The sequence below is a fragment of the Motilimonas cestriensis genome (assembly GCF_021295315.1).
Taxonomy (GTDB): Bacteria; Pseudomonadota; Gammaproteobacteria; order Enterobacterales; family CBDFNC01; genus Motilimonas; species Motilimonas cestriensis.
The window spans coordinates 1-18262 of sequence record NZ_JAIMJA010000009.1; the positions used below are offsets into that span (position 1 = coordinate 1).

The 18262-nt window shown below is 43.3% G+C and carries 14 protein-coding genes; 1 reads left to right on the top strand and 13 read right to left on the bottom strand.

Annotated features, from left to right (window positions below):
• Positions 1-149: 149 nt before the first annotated feature.
• The 13 genes from K6Y31_RS10220 to K6Y31_RS10280 all read right to left on the bottom strand — a co-directional run bounded on the left by K6Y31_RS10220 (position 150) and on the right by K6Y31_RS10280 (position 16113).
• Complete coding sequence (locus K6Y31_RS10220; RefSeq protein WP_233052686.1) at positions 150-797, bottom strand: DUF2987 domain-containing protein; 648 nt, start codon at positions 795-797, stop codon at positions 150-152.
• The gene (locus tag K6Y31_RS10225) at positions 790-1575 is read right to left on the bottom strand and encodes a DUF2189 domain-containing protein (protein ID WP_233052687.1); all 786 of its coding nucleotides are present in this window, start codon (positions 1573-1575) and stop codon (positions 790-792) included. The genes K6Y31_RS10220 and K6Y31_RS10225 overlap by 8 nt, the downstream gene beginning before the upstream one ends.
• A gap of 172 nt (positions 1576-1747) precedes the next feature.
• Positions 1748-2485: a Sir2 family NAD+-dependent deacetylase gene (cobB, locus tag K6Y31_RS10230; RefSeq protein WP_233052688.1), complete on the bottom strand. Its 738-nt coding sequence runs from the start codon at positions 2483-2485 to the stop codon at positions 1748-1750.
• Between the two features lie 190 nt (positions 2486-2675).
• On the bottom strand, positions 2676-2972 hold the full coding sequence (ihfA, locus tag K6Y31_RS10235) for an integration host factor subunit alpha (protein WP_233052689.1): 297 nt from the start codon (positions 2970-2972) through the stop codon (positions 2676-2678).
• Positions 2973-2975: 3 nt separating this feature from the next.
• Positions 2976-5363, bottom strand: coding sequence for a phenylalanine--tRNA ligase subunit beta (gene pheT, locus K6Y31_RS10240; RefSeq protein WP_233052690.1), 2388 nt, complete (start codon positions 5361-5363; stop codon positions 2976-2978).
• A gap of 17 nt (positions 5364-5380) precedes the next feature.
• Positions 5381-6361 (bottom strand): phenylalanine--tRNA ligase subunit alpha, encoded by a 981-nt coding sequence (gene pheS, locus K6Y31_RS10245; RefSeq protein ID WP_233052691.1) that lies wholly within the window; start codon positions 6359-6361, stop codon positions 5381-5383.
• 178 nt (positions 6362-6539) lie between these two features.
• Complete coding sequence (locus K6Y31_RS10250; RefSeq protein ID WP_233052692.1) at positions 6540-9440, bottom strand: EAL domain-containing protein; 2901 nt, start codon at positions 9438-9440, stop codon at positions 6540-6542.
• Positions 9441-9614: 174 nt separating this feature from the next.
• On the bottom strand, positions 9615-9974 hold the full coding sequence (gene rplT / locus K6Y31_RS10255) for a 50S ribosomal protein L20 (RefSeq protein WP_232801214.1): 360 nt from the start codon (positions 9972-9974) through the stop codon (positions 9615-9617).
• A 14-nt stretch (positions 9975-9988) separates the two neighbouring features.
• Complete coding sequence (gene rpmI / locus K6Y31_RS10260; RefSeq protein WP_232801215.1) at positions 9989-10186, bottom strand: 50S ribosomal protein L35; 198 nt, start codon at positions 10184-10186, stop codon at positions 9989-9991.
• Positions 10187-10280: 94 nt separating this feature from the next.
• Complete coding sequence (gene infC / locus K6Y31_RS10265) at positions 10281-10823, bottom strand: translation initiation factor IF-3 (RefSeq protein ID WP_233052799.1); 543 nt, start codon at positions 10821-10823, stop codon at positions 10281-10283.
• A gap of 3 nt (positions 10824-10826) precedes the next feature.
• Entirely contained in the window at positions 10827-12752 is a 1926-nt protein-coding gene (gene thrS / locus K6Y31_RS10270; protein ID WP_233052693.1) for a threonine--tRNA ligase, read from the bottom strand.
• Between the two features lie 164 nt (positions 12753-12916).
• Positions 12917-14578: a flagellar assembly protein A gene (locus K6Y31_RS10275; RefSeq protein WP_233052694.1), complete on the bottom strand. Its 1662-nt coding sequence runs from the start codon at positions 14576-14578 to the stop codon at positions 12917-12919.
• Between the two features lie 221 nt (positions 14579-14799).
• Positions 14800-16113 carry a DEAD/DEAH box helicase gene (locus tag K6Y31_RS10280; RefSeq protein WP_233052695.1) on the bottom strand — a complete coding sequence of 438 codons (1314 nt, stop codon included), beginning with the start codon at positions 16111-16113 and terminating at the stop codon, positions 14800-14802.
• Between the two features lie 149 nt (positions 16114-16262).
• Between K6Y31_RS10280 and K6Y31_RS10285 the strand changes: the two genes are divergently transcribed.
• Entirely contained in the window at positions 16263-18215 is a 1953-nt protein-coding gene (locus K6Y31_RS10285) for an exoribonuclease II (RefSeq protein WP_233052696.1), read from the top strand.
• Positions 18216-18262: the final 47 nt, after the last annotated feature.

Below are 18262 nucleotides of genomic sequence, written 5' to 3' on the forward strand. Positions count from 1 at the left end.
AACAGCCAGCGGATGCATTCATACCTAAATTATCAAAGTCCTAATGAATTTGAACGTATGGATAAGTCGGTAAAAGAAGTAGCTTAACGAACTTAACTAGGGTGACCGAATTCAGTTGACCAGGTCAAAGTTCCAGTTTGTAGATTAGGTTAATTGGCCAACCAAGGCTTAATGTCGATGACTTGAAATGTGAGATCGAGCGGCTTCTCACCCTGCCCGCGTAGCCATTCGTTACTCAAGTTGACTTGATGATTCACAACGTTAAATTTATTCCCAGCGATAACCACTGAGTTAATATTTAAATCCTTACGCAATTGTAAGCTAATACCATTAAAATCAGGTAAGAACAGTTTGCCCCAAAAGCCAGCATGGCCCTTCATTAAGCTATCGAGTTCGTTCGCAACCGCCAATAGATCTGCAATATTGCTTATTTGAGCTGTTGGCTTAACCAGCTTAGTTTGAATCGACATAGCGCAGTTTGGCTCACCATCAAAATCCATCACCAACTCTGCCTTGTTTTGTTTTAACTGTGCGTCCAACGGCAACATTAACTCGCCATTACTGGTCTGCTCTACCGCTATTGTTTGCGAATTAGTTTCTAAATAAGCATTGTGTAAAATACAAGGGCCACTGCCATCGGGTTTAAGCAAAAAAAATGCCGGTGATACTTGTGTTAAGCCTTGTTTTTCTACCACAGCTAAGCGCTTGTAAAAGTCGCCGTAGGGTATTTTTGATTCAGCCGCAAGCGCGGCCTGAGATAGCAACAATAAAGTGCTCACGACCAATAATTTACGCACTGAACTCTCCCTTATCTTTTGCAACCTCAATACTCAAGCGGATACCACAAACCTCACGATAGATTAATGCCTGCAGCGTAAACGCGAATGGGATCACAAAGGCTAAGCCAACCACCGTCATCACTGCCACGACCATTAGTAAGTTGATGACAGCATGAATGATAAATAATTGCATCAGTCCCTTATGGACCACTCTAATAGATAAAGGAACAGCTTGAAGCACCGATATCTTGCGCTCTATCATTAACGGAATAACCAGTGAAAAAATCGCGCTGATATAAATTGATGGGAAATAGGCAAATAAACCAAGCCCCAAGTTCATAAATAACATCGAAAGCATATTGGGCACGGCAAAAGCAATCGCTAAGGGACCAAAATACTTAAAGAAATCAAACACCATCAAAGGTTTACTTTTAAGACCGACGACGTGATTAATACTCATCATCGTAAAGCCAGCAATCAGCGATGGGATAACAAAAACGGACATTAAAAGCGCAATCGTGACCATTTCTTTCGTAAAAATAACTGGATTGCCCTCTTCATCGACAACTTCTTTAATGAAGCCAAGTAATTCACCGCCATGAACCAGTACACTGGCGACTAGCATCATGAAACCTACAGCAGCTAATCCTGCCAACAGTAGTGTTGAAAAGTTTTTTAACGTTAATTGAAAAGATTCAGCAAAGACACTTTTAAGATCTAACTTAAAGCCTTGCGTTAAAGAGTTCGTTAAATTACCGCCGATTTGCAGCTGTGTTGGTTTATCTTGTTCGCTCATTACCTAACCACTATTAATGCATGAGTAGACATTTTAAGAGGTTGTGCTGAAGATGTGAAAGGGAAATCGCATTATTGAGGGATATTATTGTATTACTGTTGATAGCAATGACTAAAATGAAGCAATATTGCCCAGTAAAAGGTTTTCAAGCCCTTTACTAGGCTGAACTCACTTAGGTTATTCTAACCGCCGTTAAAATCTCCTCAACCAGCTGCGGTACTAATACTCCAGCAGTACCTTGACGAAGCTCTTTGAATTGAGTACTAATTTCACTAGGTTCAAGATTAATCTCAATGGTGTGAGCACCTTGACTGGCGGCTTCATGGACAAAACCTGCCGCGGGATAAACACTGCCTGAAGTGCCAATAGAAATAAACAAGTCAGTTTGCGATAGCTGACTGTAAATACGGTCGAGATACAGTGGCATTTCACCAAACCAAACTACATGTGGACGCATTGGCTCAGGGAACTGACAACAAGTGCACATATCATCAACGGATAAGTCACCTTTCCATTCTAGGGTTTGGTTCGTATTAGGGCAGCGCACTTTAAGTAGCTCACCATGCATATGAATTACCTGATAGGCGCCCGCTCGCTCATGTAAATCATCGATATTTTGCGTCACTAATGTGACCTCGCCGTTAAACTCGTCAGCGAGCTTAGCCAAAGCAAGATGGGCAGGATTAGGTTGGATATAGGGTTGTTGTAATTGTGCCCGGCGTTGGTTGTAAAAATCGTTTACTAATTGCGGGTTGCGTTTAAATCCTTCAGGCGTTGCCACATCATTTAGATCATGGTTTTCCCATAAGCCATCTTTGGCACGAAACGTTCTTATGCCTGACTCAGCGGAAATACCCGCTCCGGTTAAAATCACAATATTTTGACAGTTTTTCAGATCAGCTTGCGGCATGTAAGGAATACCATGTTTATTCAATTGGCCACAAATTAGCAACAAAAATTCAAAATTAACATCACACTATGGTCGTAGTGTGATCAAACGGTTGCACTTTGGCACTGTACTCAATGTAAATTAGCACCACGCGCCGTCAATCAAGAAATCAAACTAGAAAAACAAAACCGCCCGAAGGCGGTTTTGTTTATTAATTCTCTGACTGACTATCTTCAACTCGAGATTTTAACTTTTGTCCAGGTCTGAAAGTTACCACACGGCGTGCTGATATTGGTATATCTTCGCCCGTTTTTGGGTTTCTCCCTGGTCGTTCATTTTTGTCGCGAAGGTCAAAATTACCAAAACCGGATATTTTAACTTGTTCGCCCGATTCAAGTGATTTACGGATTTCTTCAAAGAATGATTCAACCATCTCTTTTGAACCGCGTTTACTTAGACCTACGTCAGTAAAAAGACGTTCTGCAATCTCGGCTTTTGTTAGCGCCATAGATTAATCCCTCAAGGAAGCGTTAAACTCTGATTTAACCGCAACAACGATTGACTCAACCGCGTCGGCTATCTCTTTCTCCTCCAGAGTGCGCGCAGTATCTTGAAGTACCAAATTAATGGCTAGGCTCTTAAAGCCCTCCTCGATACCCTTACCCTGGTACACATCGAATAAGTTTACGCCAACTAACTGATTCCCGCCAATTTTTTGGATAAATTTTATAATTTTACCCGATTCGACTGTTTCTTCTACCACTAAAGCGATATCTCGGCTGTTCGCAGGATACTTAGAAACAGGCTTAGCCGCAGGTAGTTGACGATTAACAACTTTATCTAACTCTAGTTCAAAAACTATCGTTCTACCATTTAGGCCCAATTTTTTCTCAAATTGTGGGTGAATAGCGCCGATGAAACCGACTAAAACGCCATCGCGATATATCGCAGCCGCTTGACCAGGATGCAGCGCACTGTGCTCGGTAGGCTCAAAACTAAAACGGTCACGATCGACTGTTAGTTCCAGTATTGCTTCTAAGTCACCTTTAAGGTCAAAGAAGTCTGCCGGACGTGATGGCAGATCCCAGTGCTCGTCATGGGCTTTCCCCGTGATCACACCAGCAAGCATAGGCTGTTGTAACACACCATTTTCTGCGCTCTCGTCTTTAGTAAAACGCAAGCCAGATTCAAATAAGCGAACCCGGTTTTGTTGACGACTTTGGTTATATGCCACTGCATCCAGTAACCCCGTCCACAAGCTAACACGCATCGCCGACATCTCTGTCGAGATCGGATTAGGCAGGATTAACGGATCTGACTCAGGAAATAGTAGCGCTTGGCGGCTTGGGTCAACAAAGCTATAAGTAATCGCTTCTTGGTAATCTAAACCAACTAAAGTATCGCGCAAGCGTGCGAGTGGTAGCTTAGCTTCGTGATGAGTTGCCATTGACAAATCGCCGATTGGCGCCTTGTTCGGAATACTGTTGTAACCGAAAACACGCGCAACTTCTTCAATTAGGTCTTCTTCAATGGCCATATCAAAGCGGTATGTCGGCGTCGAAACTAACCAATCAGAACCTTGCTCTTCCACACTAAAGCCTAGGCGTCCGAGTATTTCACCAACCGTTTGATCATTAATATGAATACCAATGATTTTGTCTAATTTTGCCCGGCGCAGTGTAATTTGTGTTGGCTTAGGCAAGTGCGCTTCACTTACCGCTTCCACTACTGGACCGACTTCACCGCCGCAGATATCAGCTATTAGTGCTGTCGCTCGGGACATAGCTTGAGCTTGTAGTTCAGGATCAACCCCACGTTCATAACGGTGCGATGCATCGGTGTGCAAACCATAGTGACGCGCTCGACCGGTAATGGCCAGTGGTGCAAAAAATGCACTTTCTAAAAAGATGTCAGCCGTTTCGCTGGTCACACCAGAATCGAGTCCACCAAAGATACCGGCCATGGCCAACGCTTTACTGTTGTCAGCAATGACTAAGGTTTCATTGTTAAGCTCAACTTCGTTGCCATCGAGTAGAGTCAGCGATTCACCTTCGTTGGCAAGGCGTACTTTAATACCGCCGTCAATCTTTGCCAGATCAAACGCATGCATCGGGTGACCAAATTCAAGTAGGACGAAGTTGGTAATATCAACCACAGGGTCGATACTGCGTACACCACAACGACGTAATTTTTCCACCATCCAAAGTGGCGTTTCTGCCGCTAAGTTAATACCTTTAATGACACGTCCTAGGTAACGCGGACAAGCTTCAGGATTAACCAGTTCAACATCGCGACTATCTTCAATGGTGACGGGAGCTTCTTGCCAACTCGGCACTGTCACATCTAGGTTATTTAACACCCCTACTTCGCGAGCAAGGCCTTTAATGCCTAAACAATCGGCGCGGTTAGGCGTCAAATCAACATCAATTGTCACATCTTCAAGAGCGAGGTACTCACGTACACACGTGCCGATTGGCGCATCGCTAGGAAGCTCAAGAATGCCATCAGCTGACTCTGCCATGCCTAACTCAGACAACGAGCAAAGCATGCCCATTGATGGTTGACCACGAAGCTTAGCTTTCTTAATTTTAAAATCGCCCGGTAATACCGCACCTACTTTGGCTACTGCTACCTTAAGTCCTTGACGGCAATTTGCTGCGCCACATACGATATCAATAAGCTCTGCGTCACCAACATCAATTTTAGTGACTTGCAGTTTATCTGCCTCTGGGTGTTTACCACATTCAACCACGTGGCCAACAACGACATTAGTAAAAGATTTGGCCACCGGCTCAACGCCGTCTACTTCTAGGCCTGCCATGGTAATTTGCTCTGAAAGCGCGTCGGTATCGATGGCTGGGTTTACCCACTCTCTTAACCAGGATTCACTGAATTTCATGATTTTCCCTTTATCTGTTACTTAAACTGTTTCAAAAAACGCAGGTCGTTTTCAAAGAATGAACGTAAATCGTTCACGCCATAGCGCAACATGGTTAGTCGCTCAACCCCGATACCAAAAGCAAAGCCAGAGTAAACTTCTGGATCAATGCCAACAGATTTAAGTACATTTGGATGTACCATGCCGCAGCCTAAAATTTCTAACCAACCATTTTTACCGAGTACATCTACTTCTGCAGAAGGCTCTGTGAATGGGAAATAAGAAGGACGGAAGCGCACTTGTAGGTCTTCTTCAAAAAAGTTACGTAAAAAATCATGCAAAATGCCTTTCAATTCAGCAAAGCTTGCATTTTCAGTCACTAAGAGACCTTCAACTTGGTGAAACATTGGCGTGTGCGTTTGGTCGTAATCATTACGGTACACGCGTCCGGGCGAAATAATACGGATTGGCGGTTTTTCAACTTCCATGGTGCGAATTTGCACACCTGAAGTTTGCGTACGCAGTACCAACTTCGGGTTGAAGTAAAATGTGTCATGATCTGCACGCGCGGGATGATGTGCCGGAATATTTAGCGCATCAAAGTTGTGGTAGTCATCTTCTACCTCAGGGCCTGTTTTAACTTCAAAGCCAAGCTCACCGAAAAATTCACAAATGCGATCGATGGTGCGCGTCACGGGATGAATATTACCTGGCAAATTAGCACGACCAGGCAGGCTTACATCGATTTTCTCAGCGGCTAGTTTTTCATTTAATGCTGCCAGCTCAATACTACTTTTACGTTGACTGAGGGCTTGCTGAATGGCTTGTTTGGCCTGATTAATGGCTTGGCCTGCTGCAGGCTTTTGGTCATTAGGCAGTGATCCTAGCAATTTCATTTGCTCGGTCATGATGCCTTTTTTACCCAAATATTCTACGCGGATCTGGTCTAATTCTGCCGCATCAGTTACGGTTTCAATCGCTTTTATAGCGGTTGCTATCAGTTCATCAAGGTGTTGCATTTGTCCCTCGTCACCCTAAGCTGCTTATGGATTATAGGGGGGAAATACTACTGAAAACTGCTTGATATAGCTAGTAATGATCGACTTTCTTAACCGTAAAGCACAGACAATGGGGGGAGGATGTGTCAGATTTTCAGCCTTTTAACCTTTGGCTTAATAAGATTTAACATTTTCGCTTTTATCCATTGAGTTTTAAATGAGTTTTAGTCCATGTTTTCTCTTCCAATAAACGCGGCTTAGCGATACCAAACCCCTGTACATAGTCAATGCCAATTAAGCTCAGCTTTTCTTCAATCGAGTCGCTTTCTACATATTCAGCAATAGTCTTAACCCCAACGGCTTTAGCCAATTCTGAGAAAGAGCGTACCATCGCGAAATCCGTTTCATCGGCTAAAATATCACGCACAAATGAGCCATCAATCTTCAAATAATCTATCGGCAAACGTTTAAGGTAGGAGTATGAACAAAAGCCGACACCAAAATCGTCAAGTGCAAAACTGCAACCTAACTCTCTGAAAGTTTCCATAAAAGATAAGGTTCGATCGATGTCACGAATGGCTTGGCCTTCGGTGACTTCAAAGCAAATTTTTTCAGGCGCAATTTGGTATTTGTCAAAACAGTGCAGAATATGATTTTTAACATCACGATCGGCCATGGATTGGCCACATAGATTGATACTGGCTTTTTCAATATCCTGATAAACCTCGGGATGTTTATTCAACCAAATAAAGAAGTGTTCAACCACCCATTTATCAATTGCGGCAATCAAGTTATATGTCTCAGCAGCGGGTAAGAACTCACCCGGAGCAATCAGATCGCCGTGCTCGTCACGTAACCGGAGTAATACTTCAAAATGATCGCCAGTTGATTTTGTCGTTAATGGCTTAATAGTTTGGAATGCAAGTTCGAATAAATCATGGGCCAATGCATCATTTAGTTTTGATACCCAACCCATTTCTTGCTGATAGCGACTAACCATACTGTTGGTTTCAGAGTAAAAGTAAATGCGGTTACGGCCCTGCTCTTTAGCCGTATAACAAGCTGTATCGGCAAGGCTTAGCACTTCAGCAAACGACTTCATATTGGGCTCGATGGCAACAATACCAATGCTTATGCCTAAGCTAAATACTTGGTCTCCCCATACAAAGCGATAATCTTGTACCACGCAGCGAAGTCGCTCTGCTAGCTCAATAGCATCGTTGATAAAGGCATTTGTAAGCATAACGCCAAACTCATCCCCTCCCAAACGCGCTAAAACTTGGTCTTTGGGAATCTCTGCAACTAATAGACGAGTTAAACTTTGTAATAATTTATCACCCACACTGTGACCACAAGTATCATTAACCACCTTAAACTGGTCTAAGTCTAGATAGAAAATGATGTTTTTCCCGTGTCCATCCTGCTCGCCGGCGATCACCTGGGTGACACATTCTTCAAATTTACGGCGATTAAATAAACCGGTTAATTGGTCATGCTGCGCCATATAGCGCAATCGCAACTCCTGCTTCTTTCGCTGCGTGATATCGACAATAGAGCCGTCTATAATACGGTCTTCATTATGATAAAAGTTAGATAAGCGTAGGTTTAATAGCGCCCAGAAAATGCTGCCATCGACTCGTACGACTTTGATTTCTACATTATTGACAAAGCCGGTTTCCAGCATTTCAGTGATCAGGTTATCGCGACTATTCTCATGATGATAAAATCGCGACATGTCGCCGCCATAGTTGGCTTGCAAATCTTCAAAATCTTTATAGCCAAAACTGGCACAAAGTGCCGCGTTAGCCGATAAGGCCTCACCTGACAAGGTACTGGTAAATAAGCCTTCGGGGGCATTTTGGAAAATATCAAAATAACGTGCGTTACTAATATCTGCTTGTGCTTGTGCATCATTCTTTTGTTGCTTCTCTTGAGAGGTACGATGAGCTAAAGCCAACGCTAAGAAAATCAAGCCAAGAAAAGCAGAGCCCGCGACAAATTGCTCGGTAAAATCATTTCGAGGAATGACGGCGAAGCGGTTTAGCAATAATAAGCCCATTCCTAAAATAAACAGCAACCAAGACGTTGCAAATAGTCGGGCTAAATTATTGCCCCGGATCCAGTAATAGCCAGCCTCAATTAAAGAGCTCAGCGCCATAAATGACACCACTACCGCCAAGAAATACAAAGCAAATTGAAAATTTACTACGAGTGGCGAAATGATTAAAGCAACACACGCGCCAAAAAGGCTCTTGTTAAGTAAGCTGATCGCGCGGTTACGCTTGAAGTGTTTGAGGCCTTCGCCAAGCATACTTAAAATGAGACACAATAATCCGACCGACATAATCAATAAGTTATCGTGCCAATAGTTTAGGCTAGAGAAGAAGAAAATACTGGCATAGCCTTTTAATATCCACAGCGTAGTCACAAAACATAGACAAAATGCACTATAAAAGAAGAACCTAGCTTCCTTGAGCATGATAAACAGAAATAGGCTATAACAGCACATTAATAGAAAAATACCGGTTAAAATACCGGTCAGAAGTTTATTATTGAGTTGCTCACTAAAAAACCATTTCATTTCCCAAAGTGTCATTGGCAGCTGCAAAAAGCCACTGTTCTCTGCTTTTATATAGACAGTAATGGTGCGACCAGCAGGGATCTCTACAGGAACACTAAATGCGCGACTTGGAAAAGGTTTATTCTCAAATGGACGGTCTGTTCCGAGATTATACTGAAAAGCCAGTAGATTATTCTCAACGATGTAGATATCTAATATATTGGTGAGTGAGTACCCGACTTCTAGTAAAGTTGATACATCAGTAATGGAGTGATTATCAAGGTCAAATTTGAACCAATAAGGATGAGAAACTAAGCCAAAACTCAAAATTTCTTGGTCACTCACTTGCCAAGTATCTTGATACTCCCCGGTTAACAAATCTTTAATATTGATCCGGCTGGCTGAGTCTGCTTGAAATAGCACACCAGTACCGAGGTTGAGCTGTTTAAATGCTGGTGAGATAGCTTGGGAATGTGAAGGGACTTTTGCGGCAGCAATAGTCGAAAATAACCAACAAATTAATATTAATAATCTAAACAAGACAATCTACATCCATGTTCTAACAACGACAAGCAAGTAAGACTAACTGCGCTTTTTCTGAGCATATCATAATACAGATGGAGATCTCATCTTTAGTCGCTTTAGGGATTATTTATTTGTGCTTTGGCGGGATCAAAAAAAGGAGGCAAGGCCTCCTTTTTTATCAAGCTAATATTACTTAGCTAGTGCACCTTTAGCGGTATCAACTAAAACAGCGAATGTGTTTTTGTCAAATACTGCGATGTCGGCAAGGATCTTACGATCGATTTCAACAGATGCTTTTTTCAGACCATCAATGAAACGGCTGTAAGATAGGCCGTTTTGACGAGATGCAGCGTTAATACGTGCAATCCACAGTTGACGGAACTGACGCTTACGTTGACGACGGTCACGGTAAGCATATTGACCCGCTTTAGTTACTGCTTGTACTGCTACGCGAAATACGCGTGAACGAGCACCGTAATAACCTTTAGCTTGTTTTAGAACCTTCTTGTGACGAGCGCGAGCTACGACACCACGTTTTACTCTTGGCATTTTCTAATCTCCCCTTATGCGAATGGCATCATGCGACGTACTGAAGCAACATCAGATGCTGCTACCATGCTTTTAGCACGTAAGTGACGTTTACGCTTGGTGCTCTTCTTAGTCAGGATATGACGTAGGTGAGACTGTTTACATTTGAAACCGCCAGAAGCAGTTTTCTTAAAGCGCTTTGCAGCACCTTTGTTGGTTTTCATTTTTGGCATTGCGAACTCCGCATTGTTCAATGAATAAAAATAATAGAGGCGAATTAATAGAGCCTGCCTAGGCAAGCTCATTCAATTACTTGCTGAGCCTTTATTACCGCTTTTTAGGGCCAAGTACCATGACCATTTGGCGACCTTCCATTTTCGGGAAAGACTCCACGACCGACAATTCTTCTAAATCCGCTTTGATACGGTTTAGTAGATCGACGCCCAGTTCTTGGTGTGCCATTTCACGACCACGAAAACGCAGTGTAATTTTGGCCTTGTTACCCTCTTCTAAGAAGCGAGTCAGGTTGCGCAGTTTTACCTGATAATCGCCTATGTCAGTTCCAGGACGGAATTTTATTTCCTTCACTTGGATCTGTTTCTGCTTCTTCCGCTGGTCTTTAGCGGATTTGCTTTTTTCGTAAATAAACTTACCGTAGTCCATAAGACGACAGACAGGTGGCTCAGCATTAGGGCTGATCTCAACCAGGTCCAGTTGCTGCTCAGCAGCTTGAGCCAGTGCTTCAGTGAATGAAACAATACCTATTGGTTCGCCATCTGCATTAGCTAAACGAACTTCATTAAGACCTGTGATCTCGTCATTAATACGATTTAGTTTGCCCGCCTGTTGGGGCTTTCTTCCACCTTTTATAGCTTATTCCTCCAAATTGATTTGAGTTCGGTTTCGGATCTCTTGACTGAGTTTGTCAACAATAGCGTCAAGTTTGAATTTACCTAGATCCTCACCTTTACGTGTTCTTACTGCTACTTCGCCAGCTTCGACTTCCTTATCGCCGATAACCAACATGTAAGGTACACGCTTTAATGTATGCTCGCGGATTTTAAAGCCTATCTTCTCATTTCTCAAGTCCGCATTCACTCTAATGCCTGATTTTTGCAATTTTTCGACAATTTCATGGGCAAAATCAGCTTGTTTATCAGTAATATTCATTACAACCGCTTGAACAGGAGATAACCAAGTTGGGAAGAAGCCTGCACAATCTTCAGTAATGATCCCTATGAAACGCTCCAGTGAACCTAAAATTGCACGGTGGATCATCACAGGGACATGACGTTCATTGTCTTCACCCACATAAGACGCACCTAAACGACCCGGCATCGAGAAGTCTAATTGCACCGTACCACATTGCCATGCACGATCTAAACAGTCATAAAGAGTGAATTCAATTTTAGGACCATAGAACGCCCCTTCACCCGGTAAATACTTAAATTCTAAATTTTTAGAATTTAATGCATCGGCTAGGGCCTGCTCTGCTTTATCCCAAACTGCATCATCACCCACACGCTGTTCAGGGCGCGTTGACAATTTAATTTCAATGTCAGTAAAACCAAATGTCTTGTAGGTTTCGAACACCATGTCGATACAACTAGAAACTTCCGCTAGAATTTGGTCTTCAGTACAGAACACATGTGCATCATCTTGGGTGAAGCCACGCACACGCATTAAGCCATGAAGTGAGCCAGACGGTTCATTACGATGACAAGAGCCAAATTCAGCCATACGTAGCGGCAGGTCACGATACGATTTCAAACCTTGGTTAAAAATTTGCACATGACCCGGACAGTTCATTGGTTTAACAGCATATTCGCGGTTTTCACTGCAGGTACAGAACATCGCATCAGCATATTTGTCCCAGTGGCCTGACTTTTCCCATAATGAACGGTCAAGAATTTGCGGCGCTTTAACTTCTTGGTATTGGTACTTAACTAACTTTTCACGCACAAAGGTTTCAAGCTCGCGGAAAATGGTCCAACCGTTATGGTGCCAAAACACCATGCCTGGCGCTTCTTCTTGCATATGGTACAGATCTAATTGCTTTCCAATTTTACGATGGTCACGTTTTGCCGCTTCCTCTAAACGTTTTAAGTAGCTATTTAGCTGCTTCTTATCCGCCCATGCCGTACCGTAAATACGTTGCAGCATCTTATTATCAGAGTTACCACGCCAATATGCCCCCGCCACTTTCATAATTTTAAAGTGATGACAGAATTTCATGTTCGGTACATGGGGACCACGACACATATCAACGTATTCTTCATGATGGTACAAACCCGGTTTCGCATCAGACTCTATGCCTGCAATGATCTCGAGTTTATAATCTTCACCACGCGCTTTAAAAACAGCGGCCGCTTCTTCTAGTGGTACTTTCTTTTTAACCACGTCATAGTTGGTTTTGGCCAATTCAAGCATGCGCTTTTCAAGTTTAGCTAAATCATCTTCACTAAGCGGCTCTTCCATATCAACGTCATAATAAAAGCCATTATCAATGGTCGGACCGATTGCCATCTTGGTATTTGGCCATAATTGCTTAATCGCATGACCTAATAAGTGAGCACAAGAGTGGCGAAGGATTTCTAAACCTTCTTCGTCTTTCGCGGTGATAATAGAAACATTAACGTCTTTATCAATGGGGTCGCAGGCGTCTACCAATACGCCGTCAACACGACCCGCAATACAGGCTTTGGCAAGGCCGGGGCCAATATCTTGTGCAATTTCCATCACGCTGGTTGTATTTTCAAATTGGCGTTGGCTGCCATCAGGAAGAGTAATTAAAGGCATGAGCTTTCCTTGTTACAGTGGTGACGCATACCAAGCGCCACATGTGTGTCTAATTTGACTGGTAACAGTCGATAAAATAGTTGGGAGGTAATAGTAGAGAAAAGCCTTACGCAAATCAATGATACTGGGGAGATATCTCGCTCTTCCCCAGTCGCAAATAATTTTTAGTTAATGGGAGATATTTGTAACTTATTATCTAGTAACGCAACAAACGCAGCTTGCCGCTCACGCTCTACTGTTAACGAGTGCTCATCCAATGAGAAGACGACACCACTATATAAGTGCCCTTGGCAAGTTAAGCGCGCTTGTGTTAGGTAATCTTCAATGTAGGTCTCTATTGTTTCTATCCGCTGTTTAACATCCTGAATACGCGTTTCTTCATGCTGTTTGCTGAGACTTAAGCGGTGGATTAAGGTCGTCTTTTTATCTGAATCAGGTAATTGGTCAACTTTAGCGGCAGCCTGGCCAATTTCTAATAACTTCTGTTCTTCATCTTCAACTTCTTGCAGAAGTACTTTTCGCTCCAAGTATTTCGCTGCCAAATCCCCCAGCATTTTTATTTCCGTACGCGTGCCAGCATCGGCCCCGACATTCACAGCGGTAACACCTTTTAAAGCGCGTACTGTACCTCCGAGAATACTGCCTTTGCGCCCGCCAGCATCAAACACTTCCACTTTATCAAAGCAAGTTACATCACAATGAATAAGTTGATGATTAAAGTGCAACGTTCCATTGCAGGTGATTTTAGTATATTGGGCAAAAACACCTTCAATCGAACCATGAGCCGTCAAGTGACAACTGTAGTGATCACCGTCGTCGGTATGGTGACCTATTACACCTTTTTCGATAATCAGATCGCCGCCCGCTTCAACATCAGCAGATTCAACAATCCCGCCAACATTAATATCTCCGGAGGCTCTCACCTTCATTCCTTCACAGATATTACCTTTGATTAATATACTGCCATCAAAGTCAACGTGACCAAACCCGACATCCACATTGGGGATCATTAATACATCATCGACAATCATCCCACGATCTATTTCAATGGGGATCCCCGTTTGCGTTGCCACTAGGTAATTAGGATTTTTGCTACTTATCTCGGTGTTTTTTCCCACGTCAAATTCAAGAGGTTTGCCCTCTTTGTGGGCTATCACATCACCGGTTACTTTAAAGCCGTCTTCGCCAAGTGTGTGCGGATGTTTACGCATTAAAGGTTTACCTTTACTCACAGAGATGAGGGCGCCTAAATCGCGCATATCCACCTTGCCACCTTGTAGCTTTTTAGGCTTACGAATTCGCTCTTTCAAGGTTTCAACCAAGCGTTCAAACCGTGTGTCTGTGCCATTTTTAGCTGCTAATCCCTTGGCTACCGGCGCTCGGATCACTTTTCCGGGTTGTGCTTTATTTAAAGTAGAGATAAGCGCAACAATATTATTAATGCGAATACCGTAGGTAACACCAGCCGAACTGAGGGCTTCTTTTACTGTATCTTCATCTAATCGATTGCCACCCCAAGCTGCTGTAGCGTTGGCGAAGGCCGTCATTTTTTCTTTATCTAACTCAATTGATATAACCGCATCGAGGCGTTGAGCTATGATAACGGGCTTATTGTCATCACCCGTTTTCTCTTCATTTTTCATTTGTTTAGCAAATCGCTTCACGGCTTCTGCCAACCCAACAGCGCTAGGCTTAAACTTTTCATATGGGCTGGCTGCTAATGCCATTAACAAATGTTCTTCTTTGACTATGTCAGCAACTGGCTCAATAGTGAGCAATAAATCCACATTATTTTCATGTAGTTTAAAGAATTCTGGTGAGATCATGAAATAAGGCTCCTTACTGGCGCAGAGGCTAGAATAATGACCCTAACGTGAAGCGGCTAGTTGCTCAATCATTTTCGCTAAATAAGGCGAGAACCGAGATAGAGATCAAGCTCTTAAACCTATTATTAATTTTCTATATATCAACCTTAGACTATTACACTTCACTGTGAATGACAGGCATAAAAAAAGCAGCAATATATGCTGCTAATAATACGGGTTGCTTATTCCGCTTTTGGTTTGCGCCGCATCGGTGCATCACCGACATCAACGCCTTTAAGATAAGTCTTATTAACTGATTTTGGTCTGCTTGCTTTTACTTTAGTGGCTCGTGTTTGTTGGTTTTTCTCACTCACGCCTTTTTGGTTGATTTTTTTAGCCACTTTTAGGCCGCTAAACTTGGCCTTTAGTTCTGCAACAGTATCAAAACTGATGGGCTGATTAAGATAAGCTTCGACGGCTTGGAAGTTTTCCCAATCTTTTGGTCCAACTAAAGAAATAGCACTGCCTTTTGAGCCAGCTCTGCCTGTACGGCCAATTCGGTGCACATACTCTTCAGCATGTTTCGGCATGTCAAAATTAACCACATGTGACACATTGATTAAATCTAAGCCACGGGAAGCAATATCTGTGGTCACAAGCACCTGTTGCTGACCGCGAGCAAAACCATCCATGATTTTATTACGGTTACCTTGATTCATATCCCCGCTCAAAGCAACACTGCTTAATCCAAGCTGAGTAATAAAATCAGCTAATGTTTGCGTATCCGCACGAGTAGCAGTAAACACTATCATTTGAGTAATGTTTTCTTCACTGAGTAATGCTTTTAACAGCGCTTTTTTATGATCCAGATTATCCGAAAGATAGAAGCGTTGGGTAATATCAGTATGCTCATCATTAGCACCACCTATCGACACCCTAACCGGCGCTTTAAGCAATTGCTGTGCAATACTGCTGACATCAGTGTTATCTAAGGTAGCCGAGAACAATAATGTTTGGCGCAAACGGTGATCGGCCGCGCGGTTGATTTGCAATAACTGGTCAGCGAAACCGAGATCTAACATCCGGTCAGCTTCGTCCAATATCAGCATTTCAAGCCCATTAAGGTGGATCTGACGTTGGGTAAGGTGATCAGCAATTCGCCCAGGCGTCCCAACGATAAATTGCGGGTCTTTTAATAATTGCTTAGCTTGATCATTAAAGTTCTCGCCACCCACGATTAAACTGGCTTTTACGCCCGTACCCGCAACCAATAACCGCAGTTGTCCGTATACCTGTTTAGCCAGCTCACGGGTAGGTGTCAGGATCAACACCCGCGCATCACGCTTACTTAACGCGCGTTGTTTAAGAACTCGTTGCATCGCTGGCAATAAAAATGCCAAGGTTTTACCCGACCCCGTTTTTGAAGAGGCAATCATATCTTTGCCTTGCATCGCCACCGGAATGGCTTGGCGTTGTATATCAGTGGCCGTAGTGAGGCCTTGATGAGATAACGGGGTTAATAATCGACGATCTAATGAGAATTCTTCAAAATCCAAGGGGCATGCTCCGCAAACTAATACTTAAAAAATAACTGGGGTATTATACCTTGTTGTCGCAACAGGGGCGACCAACAAAACCGATAACACTTGGATTTCATCTGCTCAGCACTTATATTGCCCTCATCTCAACGTCGGTAGATAAATATATGTTTCAAGATAACCCACTGCTCGCGCAGTTAAAACAGCAAATGCAATCAGAGCTGCCTAAAAAAGAAGGCACCATTAAAGCCACCGAACGTGGTTTTGGTTTTTTAGAAACCGATGATAAAGAAAGCTATTTCATTCCCCCCAATGAAATGAGAAAGGTGTTACATGGCGATAGAATCTGCGCCATTATTAGAGAAAATGGTGACAAGCCTACGGCAGAGCCAGAATCATTAGTCAGCCAGCAGCACACTGAGTTTGTGGGCAAGCTCAAACATTTCAAAGGTAAATTACAATTTATTGCTGAAAATCCGCTTTTTAAACATCCATTTAACGCCAAGCTTCATGCAACATTAAAAAGCACAGGGCTAAAAGAAGGCGATTGGGTAAAAGCGAGTTTGACACAGCATCCTCTCAAAGATGAAAAGCGCTTTGCGGTACAAGTGAATGAAAAAATCGCTGCGGCCGATGATCCTTATGTTGGCCGCTGGGTAACACTAGCAAAACTTGATTTAGCCACCACGCCGCCGGCGCCGCCGGAAAACTGGTCTGACGTTGACACATCAAATCGTGTCGATTACCGCCATTTACCGTTTTTTACTATTGATAATGAAACCACCCAAGATATGGATGACGCGCTTCATATTGAAACGCGTGACAACGGTTGGCAGCTCACTATCGCCATTGCCGACCCAACCGCCTTCATCCCTCAGCAAAGCCAGCTTGAGCGTATTGCAGCTGAGCGTGGTTTTACTATTTACATGCCAAATTTTAACGTGCCGATGCTGCCTCGCGAGCTAAGTGATGATTTATGTTCACTAAAAGCCGGGGTTGAGCGGGTCGCTATCGTGTGTAAGGTGAACATTGATAGTCAGGGGCATGTCACTGATGAGGCACAATTTGAACTGGCCATTATTCAATCTGTGGCAAAGTTAAGCTATAACCAAGTGTCCGATTTTATTGAACAAGCAAGCACCGATTGGCAACCAGAACAAGCCATCGCCGAGCAACTCAAATTACTCGAACAATGTAGTGCCAAGCGCCTAGCATGGCGAGAAGCAAACGCCCTCACCTTTGACGACAATCCCGATTATAAATTTGTGTTATCTGACACAGGTGAGCTAGAAGAAATTCTTGCGCTGCCAAGGCGCATCGCACATCGCATGGTAGAAGAAGCCATGGTACTGGCCAATGTTTGCGGAGCACAATTATTAGCCAAGCATCAAGTTCAGGGGGTATTTAATTGCCAATCTGGCCTGCAAGCCGAGCGCACCAAAGAAGCCGTGGCATTACTGGCCGAACAAGGCTTTGAAGCGACCGCAGAGCAGTTAGCGGATTTACAGCAATATTGTCAAATTCGTCGACAAATTCGCAGCCAAGGTAATCAATACTTAGATTTCAGATTGCGCCGAATGTTTGCTTACAGCGAATTTAAGCCAGCTGGCGAGCCTCATTTTGCGATGGGTCTGCCACTTTACGCAACGTGGACCTCGCCAATCCGTAAATACAGCGATCTAGTCAATCACTATCAGATCAAAAGTATCTTGACCCAGCAACCAGCAGCTGAACTCGATGAAAATCTCGGTAATCAAATTAATGAAAAACGCAAAAAACAGCGTATGGCTGAAAACGGCGCCAATGCATGGTTATACGCTCAGTACCTCGCCACTAAAGCCAATAATGGCGAAGTCTTTAATGGCCAAGTGATCGATGTTGTGCGTGCCGGCGTCAGAGTTAAGCTACTGGACATTGGTGCATTTGTATTTATTCCGTCAAGCTTTCTTCACAAAGACAAAGATCAATTGCAATGTCGCATGGAAACGGGGCACGTTTTAATTAATGATCAGGTCGTGATTACCCAAGGGCAAACCTTGGAAGTCGAAATTCACGAGGTAAATATAGAGACTAAAAACTTTATCGCTCGCCCTCATAAGACACTGTTATCTGATGTTTAATTAACCCGCTCACAGGGCTATCTCAAAATGGGATAGCCCTGTAATGC

Excerpts from the sequence above, each read along its gene's own strand:
- K6Y31_RS10225 (WP_233052687.1), bottom strand. The coding sequence starts at position 1,575 with ATGAGCGAACAAGATAAACCAACACAGCTGCAAATCGGCGGTAATTTA.
- cobB (WP_233052688.1), bottom strand. The coding sequence starts at position 2,485 with ATGCCGCAAGCTGATCTGAAAAACTGTCAAAATATTGTGATTTTAACC.
- ihfA (WP_233052689.1), bottom strand. The coding sequence starts at position 2,972 with ATGGCGCTAACAAAAGCCGAGATTGCAGAACGTCTTTTTACTGACGTA.
- pheT (WP_233052690.1), bottom strand. The coding sequence starts at position 5,363 with ATGAAATTCAGTGAATCCTGGTTAAGAGAGTGGGTAAACCCAGCCATC.
- pheS (WP_233052691.1), bottom strand. The coding sequence starts at position 6,361 with ATGCAACACCTTGATGAACTGATAGCAACCGCTATAAAAGCGATTGAA.
- rplT (WP_232801214.1), bottom strand. The coding sequence starts at position 9,974 with ATGCCAAGAGTAAAACGTGGTGTCGTAGCTCGCGCTCGTCACAAGAAG.
- rpmI (WP_232801215.1), bottom strand. The coding sequence starts at position 10,186 with ATGCCAAAAATGAAAACCAACAAAGGTGCTGCAAAGCGCTTTAAGAAA.
- thrS (WP_233052693.1), bottom strand. The coding sequence starts at position 12,752 with ATGCCTTTAATTACTCTTCCTGATGGCAGCCAACGCCAATTTGAAAAT.
- K6Y31_RS10275 (WP_233052694.1), bottom strand. The coding sequence starts at position 14,578 with ATGATCTCACCAGAATTCTTTAAACTACATGAAAATAATGTGGATTTA.
- K6Y31_RS10285 (WP_233052696.1), top strand. The coding sequence starts at position 16,263 with ATGTTTCAAGATAACCCACTGCTCGCGCAGTTAAAACAGCAAATGCAA.